Genomic DNA, 10,564 nt, shown 5'->3' on the forward strand with positions numbered 1-10,564 from the left:
CCGCTGCCTGGTCCCGTGAAATGCCGCGTAACTTGACTGTCTCAAAATCAATGCCAAAACACCTACCACAAAGCTCTGCGCGGAACAGGATTTAGATACGGGGCGGGAATGAATATCGGCTACGCTCGCGTCTCGACCGTGAAACAGGATCTAAGCCGGCAGGTGGACGCCCTGGCGGCTGCCGGGCGTCGATCCCCGGTATATCCACCTGGACGAAAAATCCGGAGCTGCAAGGGCTCACCAAAGCGTTGAAGTATGCCAGGGACGGAGCTGTGCTGGTGGTTCATACGCTCGACCGCTCCGGCCTGACTGTGCGGGACACCCTGAATATCGTTCACGAGCTCGACGCCCTGGGTATTGGCCCAAAGACGCCGGCCGACCCCTTCAAGATCGACGCGACCGCCAAAGACGACACCATGAACCAACTAGTCCTGGCGCTCAACGCTCTACCGGCATTTTGATGCGCGCACATCCTCGATTGCCTCGTCAGCAAGGACTGGGTACCAAATGCAATGATGGTGGACCCGATAGCGTTCGCAGTATGACTTACTCATACTGGTTCGCTGACGGGCCTCGCAAAGGCGAAGAAACCACCTCTGATGAAGAGAACCTGGTGGTGAAGTTGCCTGGCGGTGAATATCGCTGTCCGGGCTTTGCTCACGGTACCGGGACGGCTGCACCAGAAGCCCCACTCGCGGATCCAAAGGTCCGGATACTGCAATGGCACGCGGGGGGCGAGGACTAATTAACTTCATCCGAGGCCGTAACTCGGGCTAGCTATCTGAACCGCGTGATCAAAAGAACAACACAACAGCTGTCCCGGCTTCGAAAAAGGCAGCTCCCAGCACAAGCACTCCTACGGCACCGGCGGTAACCGACCCCGCAATCCATACTGCCGCGCTGGTACACAGTCCGTCCTAGTTCAAGGGAAACATATACCCTCACACTGAGGCCAACAGCAGGCCGGCACCCGTCATCGCCGTGCTAGGGCCAAGCTCGGCGCTTAGCCGCTTGTCATGACCACAAACATGGCTGCCCTTATTGACGTGCATCCGGTGCCGGGTATTGGGGTGTGGAGAGAGAAGCGTTCCAAGCCGTTCTGGGGAGATTGGAGGATGGCCGATTCGAATCCAGACACCCTTCCGACGCCCTTTGATCCCACGGGGCCTTGTCCATGGTGCGGACGGGTCTCCAACTTTGTTGTGGGCCAACAGGTTGTCCTGTCCTGGGGCTCGAATTTTGCCGACCGCGCTGTGACAGCCCTGACCTGTCAAGGCTGCAAAAAAGGCACTGCCGTTGTTACGAACAACCTCGGAAACGGCCTGACGTGGTGGCCAGCCCCTGGTGCTGGCATCCTGGATCCTCAAGTCAACGAAAGTGTGGCCTCGGCCTATGACGAAGGAATGCGGTCCCTCACTGTGGGGGCATTCCGTGCGGCCGCAGTCATGTTCCGCTCCGCTCTGCACCTCTTTGTCAAGGACAAGGGCAGCGCCAAAGCTCAAAACGAGAGGCACCTGAAATCTGCCCTCAAACACATGAAGAATGACGGCGATCTTCACCGTTCACTCTGGGATTGGGCTGACCATCTCAACCAACTGGGCAACGAAGGAGCCCACCCTGAAGACTACGACGATGTCACAGAAGCGGAAGCCACGGGCCTGGACAAGTTCGTCCGGCACCTGATACGGCACGAGTACGAAATGCCCGCCCAGCTACTCCGCGATCAGGGGCTCCTGCAGGAATAGCAATCAGCACTGTTTCCCCGGATCGCGAAAACCGTCGAATTGGAACAACGTGGGTCTCTTCTGCCCGCCGGTAAGGTGACCTCATGTCGATAGCTCACTTAGACGACCAGCAGGCGTTCGCTTTCATAGAAGAGATGACATCGACCAGAAACTTGCTGGCATATGGAACGCGCGTCATTCGTACCGCAGCGTTCCTTGACACAACGCGGGACCCGATTTTGACCATGCTTTCCATCGGTGTGGAAAAGCTCTACAAGCTCACGCTCGGACTCTCGGCACTGGACGCTAACCAGTCCTGGCCTACCAAGGGTGAGATGAGGGCCTTCGGCCATAACCTGGCCGATATGCACACGTACGTCATGGCTGACCTTTCGAATCGGACGGCCACCGGAACTGAATACGTACGCGGTCTGCTGGCAGATGTTCAGACTGATGGCGCCGTCATTCCACTCATTGCCACTCTCGGCAGATACGGTCAGTCTGGGCGCTTTTACCATCTCGACAGGCTTGGTGACGCTCCCCAACCTTGGGATAGCCCCGAAGATTATTGGCAGCGAATTGAAGACGCGGTAACCGATGAACCGGAGATAGCCGCGGCATATGCCGCGGCCATGAATGACTCCTCAAACAACGTGCTGTGGGACCAGCTTTATTCATCCATCAACCAACGCATCGCGGACACTGTTGAGCGCTTGTGGACGATGGTTGCTGTCTGTGGGCGGAATCATGCCCTTGGCGAAGCCGGGACCATCTTCGGCTTCGACATTCACCCCAACGCAGTAGGCCGGCAGTAACCCAAAAAAGACGGGAGCACCCGTCCGCTAGCCCTTTGCTATCACCCTGTCTATATCTGCTTGAGTGATGCCCGGATTCCGAATCCCAACCAGTTCCATGCATCGTTGATGAATTGCTGAGAAGTCAGCACCATATCCGAGATTTCTGAGGTCCTCGGCTGTCACTCCAAAGTGCTTCTGCACTTTGTTTGGCAAGGGGTAGCCGTCGTTGTCGAACAACGGGGAATTATCGTCCCAGGTACGATACCTGAGCGCCGCTCCCGTTTCCTTTGTCAAAACAGTAAATTCGTCCAGCTCAACAGCGACTACTCTGGAGCCTTTGCATCGAAAGGAAACGCCCGTCGGGTAGTCAGGATCATGCGTCGATTTGCCCAGGGGAACAACCTTGTAGAGAGAGGAAGGCCCCAAACCCAGCTTGTAGTACTCAACTGCATAGTCGAATGCAAGGTCACGATCAGTGGTGATGTAAGCAAAGTCTGGCCGATATTCTGCAAAGCCCTGGGGAGTGAACGCAGCCACCACGTGTCGGTAACCGGGAACCTGCACACCTGGGATCAACGCCTCACCAACAGCCCTGCCGGCAGCACCACCATGCCAGTAAACCGCAGCGCCGTTAGGCACTTCCTTCTTACGCAGACGACTACCTTTTCCCACTGCAACCACTCTCTCTGCTCCCCCAACGGAGGCGTGAATGAATTTGGATCGAACGGCTGCGTTGCAAAACTCCCACAATCGAGGTCGAGGGTGTGCATGATCGCCGGCCGCTATGGTGACATGCCGGCTACCGGTGACCTGGCGGTTGTGTGCAGCCGGTCAGGTGGGTCCCGTCGTCCCCATGTGTGCGGGAAAAGCAGCGGAGCGGATGGCTTTTGCCGTGCCCATGTGGACGAGGGGTAGAACCGAGATGCCCTGCTATTTCATCAACTGGTGAGCGCGCTGATGCGAAACGCCCAGCACAGCGCCCACATCACGAACAGTAAGTCCACTGGCCGCCAATTCCCTGGCAGCCAAGCGCGACTCTTCAGCCGCTGTGCGTTGGGCTCTGGCCGCGACTTCAAACAACCTCTTTGAGGTAGTCAGATGCTAACAAGCCCTGAAAGCCGAAACGTCTGGCCACGCCGCTTGAGGGATGTTTGCAGGAATCAGCCTGCACAGTTTCACTACCCGACTTTGGTCCAGACGCCACAGCGTTCTGATTGGAAGCCCTCCCCCGCGTATACGGTGACTGCAACTCCGTCGGGGGCGAACCCAACAAAGTCGTTCGCAATAATGTCGCCGCCCCCGGTGGTCCGTGACCAGTAGCAGTCCTTTGCCCCCGGCTTGGTCCGGTAGGTTCCGGCCTCCATGGTTGCTCCTACAACTTTCGTTCCCGGCCCCACCTTCACGGAAGTCAAGGCCTCCCTCAGCACCCCAGCATGTGGAGCATCCGGGCACACGGACAGGGCGCCTTCAATGTCAGCTCTCCGCCAGTCCATCCTGGCCGTGACCTCGTCAGCAAAATTCGGAGAGACCTTGGCACACATCAGCATGATTTTGCCAACAGTCGCAGTTGGCAAGCTGATATCCCCGCCCTTGGCGCCGATCAGGTCTACCAGGGACTGTTCCGTGGGTACTAGGGGTTGTTTCGTTGATGTATGCTTGCGGTCAATGTTCACAGTGCAGGTCGCGGAACCTGCATAGTATTTGCTCGCCCAAACATCTTTGTAGGACTTGAACTTAGGGGCATTGGGGTCATAGTCGCCACACTTGTACTCATACCGTGACTCCAGCATCAACGCTTGGGCCTTGGCTATGTTCATGGCCCGCTGATCTTCTTCACTGCGGTCCACTGTGATCCGAGCGGATTCTTCATTTGAAGTAGTTCCTGCCGTTGGGTCGGAGGAGACAGCCAGAACATCATTCCCTGGGTTCAGGGTCACCCACTTCTTACCGTCCGGGCCTATTGGAACCGTTGTGCGAAATCCGGTGCTGGTCAAAGCTTTGCTGGCGTCCGGGTAGGGCTTACCGGCTACTTCAGGCACGATTTTGGGCGGCTTCGGTGTCGGGGTGGCTTTGGCTGCGGTGGAAGCGGACGTAGCCGGTGCAGGCGCCGACTCTCCATTTCCACAGGCGGCGATTCCTGTCATGAGAATGGCCGCCAAGATGCCAGGTAGGTAAGCCTTCATGTCCCCCCATTTTCGATTTTCATAGATCCGTCACTACTGCCCATCCAACCCAGAGCAGCGTGGACGATGGCATAACAATAGCCTTCGAGATCCATATCAGCCCACGCCATTGTGCCGATGGTCGCGGCCGCCCCACTAGGTTGCTAAGGGGTGTTGGGCGTGATTGATGAGTGGAAGATCGCTCACGCACTGGCTCGGAGATACTGGTAGAGCGTTTCCCGGCTGATCCCGAATTCTCGGGCGAGGGCGGCCTTCTGTTCCCCCGCGGCGGCCCGCATTCGTAGGGTATCGGCCTGTTCGGGTGAGAGTGCTTTGGCCCGGCCGCGGTAGACGCCCTTGCTCTTGGCCAGGGCAATGCCTTCTCGCTGCCGCTCCCCTATCAACGCTCGCTCGAACTCAGCGAAGGCGCCCATCACTGAGAGCATCAGGTTAGCCATCGGTGAGTCCTCCCGTGAAGCTCAGGTTCTCCTTCACGAACTCAATCCGCACTCCCTTGGCAGTGAGCTTCTGCACCAGGGCCCGGAGATCATCAAGGTTCCTGGCGAGACGGTCCATGCTGTGCACCACCAAGGTGTCAGCCTCACGAATGAACTTCACCAGCTTCACGAGCCGGGGACGCTTCACGTCCTTCCCCGAGGCCTTATCCGTAAAGAGCCGATCCAACTGCACCCCTTCGAGCTGCCGTTGGGTGTTCTGATCCAGGGTGTTGACCCTGATGTATCCGATTCGCTGCCCAGTCATCCCAATTCCTGCCCGTAGTGTCAGACTGAAATCTGAGACCCGCGCAGGTGCCTGTCAAACTAACTGAATAACGACCCTAATCTGACATGTGAAAAATCTGGACCCTGACGTCAGCTTGGAGTACACCCCAAGAACACCTTTATCACCGCAGCCGGTCGATCTGAGCTTGCAATGGTAAACGGCAAATGCAGTCCGGTTGCTGACGCCCCGTATCCTTTTTAGATGAATGACGCTCGCCAACTCCGTGCACTCCTTGACGTGACAAATGATCTGCTCTTCAGCGGCCAAGCCAACGGAGGCGGAGTTGTCCGTTCAGGTGCGCGACTGTATCTGTCTGGACAAATGAACGGCCGTCTAACGGTCGAAATCGACGCATACGTCTATCTTTCTGGGCAGCTCAACGGCAACGCGACAGTCTCGGGCGCCCTCGATATCACCGGTCAGCTCAACGGCATCCCGACAGTAGCAAGTTCTGGTCGAATTACCTTCGCTACCGGATCCTCAATTGTCCGGTATGGACAGACACTAGTGGTGAACACCTTAGGCGAGTTTCAGCCGTTGCAGAATGATGGCGTTCCTTATGTGATCAGTGAGAACACGCCTCGATGGCTCTACCAGCAGGACGGCACTCTTAAGCCGAGTGAGAAGAAACCTACGAACCAGGCAACGTAGATGCCCCGGATGAGATGTGAGCATGCCTCCTTGAACTTCTTGCTCTCACAGGATTTTGCGCCTATATCCATGTCAGACTCCAGTTCATGAGCCTCGGTGGAGACTTGCACCGCTACCGAATTGACTGGGAGACGGTGAAACGTCACGACTTCGATCGAGTCGTGGAAGCACTTCTTGTTGCCATGTTCTAGGTCGAGCCGAGGTACGTGGAAGTACTTCGTGGTGAGGGTGGGGACGGCGGTATTGACGTGGTAGTTCGTGATGAAGCGGACGATCCAGACATAATTTTTCAGTTGAAGTTTTTCCCGGGCGGTTTCACCGGGGGTCATCGTGATACTAGACAACGCCAGATCAAGAAGTCGTTCAACATGGCGTGGGACAAACACAAGCCACGAACTTGGATTCTCATCATGCCCTCCAATCCCCATAAGAACGAGTTGGCATGGGTTCGAAAGCTCGGAGACGGCAAGCAAGTCAAGATTCATATGTGGGGACAGGCGCATCTGGATAGGGGTCTCGCGGCACACCCTGAAATTGAGAAGGCCGCCCTCCATGACGGCGTAGTTGCCGTACTCAGCCAGTTTGGCCAACAAAGAGCTGCACTGGCCAGCTCGGGTGATGCTCAGACCCTGTTCAAGGGAATGGTTGAAGAGCTCCAAACCCGTAGCCAGTACTGGGCTACAGAAGTCAGCGTTCAAGACGGAGAGTTAACAGAGTCATACCGTCCCAAGCGACATGACGCGATAGAAAGGGAGCCCATCCGCGAAACTATTACTATAAGTCTTGGGCCGGAAGATCAGCATATTCATGAGCAAATAGCTCACTCAATAAACTACGGGGCTTTCGCGCCGATCAGGCTTCCGGGATCCGCTGCAGCATTCAAACGAACGGGACCGGCTTGGATCCAGCCATTCCCCAAACTCGAGCACCTTTTTTTGGAGATTCAGCCGGTAAATACAATCTTAGAAAAAGAGGAACCCATAACAATTAACGTTCTCGATGAGCATGGTTGCGCAGTTGGCAGGTTTCCCGGAAAAATTCTGGAAAGAGCTCAGGGAAGGATGGGGCACTCCGCAAAAGCTCGCTTCGCCAACATTGCTACGGCTATCATCTCCACGCCTACAACCTCAGACCTAAGCGACCCCGGCTCCATAGTCCTAAATTTTACCCTTGATGAACCGAACGTCACAGATGCAGAACAAGCGATCAAGCTGTTGGATTCTATGCAGCCTGGGGCCACACTCGAGTTCTACTGGAACGGAAAGAAGAAGGGAAGAGTAAAGCTGGGGAGCGAATTGAAAGCTTCTTCAGAGGTAGACATTTACACCAGAGAACTTTTATCGGATCTACTCTTTCTACAAGGAAAGCTAACCGATACTTCCTTTAGCTTGCCAACAGAGGTAACTGCAAAAAATCGAGCCTATATTCGAATCGCGCGGTTACTGTTACAGGGAAAGAGAACGGTCATGCCACCAGGAACGAGCCTTACAGCAGTACTCTCAGGGCTAAAGGGTGGTGGCTTAGAGCGGCTCTTGCACCAGGGAGGACCGTACACAAGCAATTTCATACGACTGAAGGTCAATATACTCGGCAGTTCATACAATCTTGGGGCTGCAACCATGTTTCACCCAAATGTAGTAATAGCAAACGCCGATAAAGTTGATCAGAAGTTTAATGAAGATAACGCCCAAGGCTATGAGATTAGACTTCAACCACAGGATGATCAGCTCATTCAAGTTTGGTTAGGAGATTGGAATAGCGGAGCAGGAGAGATTCCAGTTTCCGAACCGTGGGGATTGAGCAATTTTTATTCACCAGAAACGAAGGCACCGCAAGAATAACTATGATTATTGCTTTCCCCAGTGTGCTGCGATGGCCTGTTCAATAGCTTGCCGTTGAGTAATCCCGTACTCGGAAACTGACGATCGAGGATTTCCATAGTTGTGACAGATATTCGGGGTCCAATAGCAACAGTAGGTTCTCTACGTTTTACTTGGGCTACAGATTTAGCCGGCTCCGGCTGGGCCACGCCGGCAGGACGGCAGAAGGGACCGCATTGAACTTCAAGCTATGTTTGAGCCAAAGTCCCGGGGTGGCGGGACATGAGAAGGAGTTGCGGTGGATTGGTTTTCATCTGATGGCCGTGTGATTATTAGCGTCATCTTTGGCCTCTTCGGCGGGGCCCTCGGAGGCATGGCCACCGCCGGGCGCATCGCAGTTCTCGGTATCAGAGCCAAAGAACGTTATGAAGCCGGCGCTGTTATTCGCGGGGTACTCAACTCATACCGTGCCCAGCTGCTTTATGACCACGACGAAGTCTTTCGAACAGACGCATTTCCACGACGCTATGCTGGCCCAGAGGGACAGGATGAGCTTGCAGAATCCATTCTTCGTGAGCTGCCCAAGCTCTCCTCCCGAAAAAGGGCACGCCTTCGCGCCGGTCTAATCGACCTCGTGGGCAAGATTCCGATGGAACTGTCTGAGGCACGACTTCATCTTCCCGCCGGTACCGCGGACCAGGACGAGGTTCGTCAACGGCGCTTGACCTACTCAATCAAGGCCATCCATGAAGCCGGGTCGGCAGAGACAAAGGGACTGCTGTCAGAGCTATTTAGGACGCAAAATGAGCAATCGGCCCATAATATGGCCCTTACCAAAATCTTGAAAACGCTCGAAGAAATGTTGAAGGTCCTTTAGGACATGACGGTTCTCTGCTCAACGGTCATGAAACGGTTTCCCGGCGAGCCGTAGTCTGTAGGGCATGGAAAAGAGCGCCGTTCAACGGCTTGTTGAACAAACAGGACTCACGAAACAGGACTTAGCCGCGGCCCTCGGTGCCAGTGTTGCTTGCCTTCGGCGCTGGGAGCGAGGAGATACCATCCCAGACGATAAGCGGATGGAGCTAAACAGACTGGCCCAGGGCGGAAAGCCAGCAGGAGTTCCGGGAAAAGAAGTCCCGGCGGTCCGACTGGCTCAATTCCCCAGCGACATTCTCATTGAAGAATTAGCCAGACGTTCCCGCGGAGGTTTGCTCCGTGACTCATACGACGGCCATAGCTCCCCCTAACCCCCGGTGTGGCGCTGCTGATGTTCTTTCCCTTGTGAACGTTCGCGGTTGTACCGGGTGTACTTGGCGCAACAGTCGCATGCTTCGAATTTCCGCCCATAGACTGCTGGGGTGGCGAATACAGGCGAACGGTTGCAGCTGGCGGCAGCTGGCAGTGTCACGATTCTGTCGACTCTCATTGCCCTCCACTTTTCCCAGCCGGCCTTCGCTCCGGTTCCTCCGCTCGATATGCCTGGTGCAATCTTTGTGGGCGTTAAAAAAGGGTCGGCCTCGGCACCGGTTCGAGTGAATGTTGCGTTGGGCTTCCAGCCATCTCCGAGCCTGACCTCATTCGACATGTTCCTGAGGGGAGATATCGACGCCGCTGTCCCGCCGGAACAGGCAGGTGACTTGATGATCGGGTTCTGTGGAGCAATGAAGGACGTTCAATTACGTAGGACGAGCAACGGCGAAGAACTCAGATTCAATCCTCCAATAGCCCCGTCGAATACGGATATTTCTGCAGGATCGGTCGGACTCGAATTTTCCCTGAGCGATGACTGCGTTATGACCGTCATCAGCAAACAAACCTTCTCGGATCAAACCGTCGGAGAAGCCGGCATAGGCTGGGGCGTTTCCCTCGAAGGAGAAACGACAGCTCCGACTGAAGCCGTTGCAGGCGCCCAGCACCGGTATGCCTTCCCTCGTATCGCAACCCTGACGCTGCCTATCGAGGTCTTGGACATTGAGTCGGTAACTGCTCAATCCGTTGTCAGCATCAGACCTAAGGGTCTTCCCGCCGATTACGTGCCGACAGTTTCAAGCCCAGAAGTGGAAGATCCGACGGCCCCCACGTGGAGTCTTCCCCTTCAAAGTGCTGGCAGAGCCGCAGGATTTGAGCTGAATGGCGTCGATCAGCGACGCGAGGCGGCCGTCCAGCGCGACCTGTTCCTTGCCTCTGCGTCGGCAGGTACCGCGGGTGGTAGCTTGATCTGGTTTTTTGGAGCCTCTGGCCCTTTCGTCGATGCACTTCTCCGCAAATTTCGGAAAGGCAAAGCGCCTGTCATTGAAGAGGCAAGTGAGCTAACTTCATCTCCCGCCAATGGGAACGAGTTCCCAGATTCTCCGACTTACCGTCATTTGGTCGCAGCGTCTCTACTTTCAGGCATTGCTGGATCTACGCTCGCTTGGCTGGTCCGCAGACGCAAGCCTTAATTTCAGGGCTGATGATCTTACGGAATGTCCTGAACGGGTGCCTCAGGCTCCGCCGCCGGCTTGCCTACGCACGGCCCGAAAGCCCTGGTCACGGTGGACATGCTTACGCGCAGGGTCTCGGCGATCTCCTGCAGTTCTTGCCGTGGCGCCGGAGGTCTCTGACTGTCTCACGTCTGTCTCTTATAC

General features: G+C 55.7%; 11 protein-coding genes and 1 pseudogene. 9 read left to right on the forward strand and 3 right to left on the reverse strand.

Annotated features, from left to right (window positions below):
• Window positions 1-108 precede the first annotated feature (108 nt).
• The 4 genes from ACU18_RS20465 to ACU18_RS15370 all read left to right on the forward strand — a co-directional run bounded on the left by ACU18_RS20465 (window position 109) and on the right by ACU18_RS15370 (window position 2,539).
• A complete protein-coding gene (locus ACU18_RS20465; protein ID WP_197273598.1) occupies window positions 109-252 on the forward strand; it encodes a recombinase family protein in 144 nt (47 codons plus the stop codon).
• The gene (locus tag ACU18_RS20360; protein WP_442853717.1) at window positions 228-461 is read left to right on the forward strand and encodes a recombinase family protein; all 234 of its coding nucleotides are present in this window, start codon (window positions 228-230) and stop codon (window positions 459-461) included. Before ACU18_RS20465 ends, ACU18_RS20360 begins: the two co-directional genes overlap by 25 nt.
• A gap of 555 nt (window positions 462-1,016) precedes the next feature.
• Entirely contained in the window at window positions 1,017-1,745 is a 729-nt protein-coding gene (locus ACU18_RS15365; protein ID WP_082178364.1) for a DUF4145 domain-containing protein, read from the forward strand.
• An 83-nt stretch (window positions 1,746-1,828) separates the two neighbouring features.
• Window positions 1,829-2,539, forward strand: coding sequence for a hypothetical protein (locus ACU18_RS15370; RefSeq protein ID WP_050686930.1), 711 nt, complete (start codon window positions 1,829-1,831; stop codon window positions 2,537-2,539).
• Between the two features lie 27 nt (window positions 2,540-2,566).
• Here the strand turns inward: ACU18_RS15370 and ACU18_RS19725 are convergent, their stop codons facing one another.
• The 3 genes and pseudogenes from ACU18_RS19725 to ACU18_RS15380 all read right to left on the reverse strand — a co-directional run bounded on the left by ACU18_RS19725 (window position 2,567) and on the right by ACU18_RS15380 (window position 5,445).
• A complete protein-coding gene (locus ACU18_RS19725) occupies window positions 2,567-3,193 on the reverse strand; it encodes a hypothetical protein (RefSeq protein WP_157407748.1) in 627 nt (208 codons plus the stop codon).
• A gap of 506 nt (window positions 3,194-3,699) precedes the next feature.
• Window positions 3,700-4,704, reverse strand: coding sequence for a hypothetical protein (locus tag ACU18_RS15375; protein ID WP_157407750.1), 1,005 nt, complete (start codon window positions 4,702-4,704; stop codon window positions 3,700-3,702).
• A 182-nt stretch (window positions 4,705-4,886) separates the two neighbouring features.
• A pseudogene (locus tag ACU18_RS15380) lies at window positions 4,887-5,445 on the reverse strand (recombinase family protein).
• Between the two features lie 222 nt (window positions 5,446-5,667).
• Between ACU18_RS15380 and ACU18_RS19730 the strand changes: the two are divergent.
• From ACU18_RS19730 to ACU18_RS19740, 5 genes are all read left to right on the forward strand, one after another.
• Entirely contained in the window at window positions 5,668-6,117 is a 450-nt protein-coding gene (locus ACU18_RS19730; protein WP_157407752.1) for a hypothetical protein, read from the forward strand.
• A gap of 206 nt (window positions 6,118-6,323) precedes the next feature.
• Window positions 6,324-7,958: a hypothetical protein gene (locus ACU18_RS19735; protein ID WP_157407754.1), complete on the forward strand. Its 1,635-nt coding sequence runs from the start codon at window positions 6,324-6,326 to the stop codon at window positions 7,956-7,958.
• Between the two features lie 277 nt (window positions 7,959-8,235).
• Window positions 8,236-8,814: a hypothetical protein gene (locus ACU18_RS15390; RefSeq protein ID WP_157407756.1), complete on the forward strand. Its 579-nt coding sequence runs from the start codon at window positions 8,236-8,238 to the stop codon at window positions 8,812-8,814.
• 64 nt (window positions 8,815-8,878) lie between these two features.
• Window positions 8,879-9,184 (forward strand): helix-turn-helix domain-containing protein, encoded by a 306-nt coding sequence (locus ACU18_RS20470; protein ID WP_082178365.1) that lies wholly within the window; start codon window positions 8,879-8,881, stop codon window positions 9,182-9,184.
• A gap of 111 nt (window positions 9,185-9,295) precedes the next feature.
• Window positions 9,296-10,378, forward strand: a complete 1,083-nt coding sequence (locus ACU18_RS19740) for a hypothetical protein (protein WP_157407758.1) — start codon at window positions 9,296-9,298, stop codon at window positions 10,376-10,378.
• The last annotated feature ends 186 nt before the right edge of the window (window positions 10,379-10,564 follow it).

It is taken from the genome of Arthrobacter sp. ZBG10, assembly GCF_001238605.1.
Classification (GTDB): domain Bacteria; phylum Actinomycetota; class Actinomycetes; order Actinomycetales; family Micrococcaceae; genus Arthrobacter.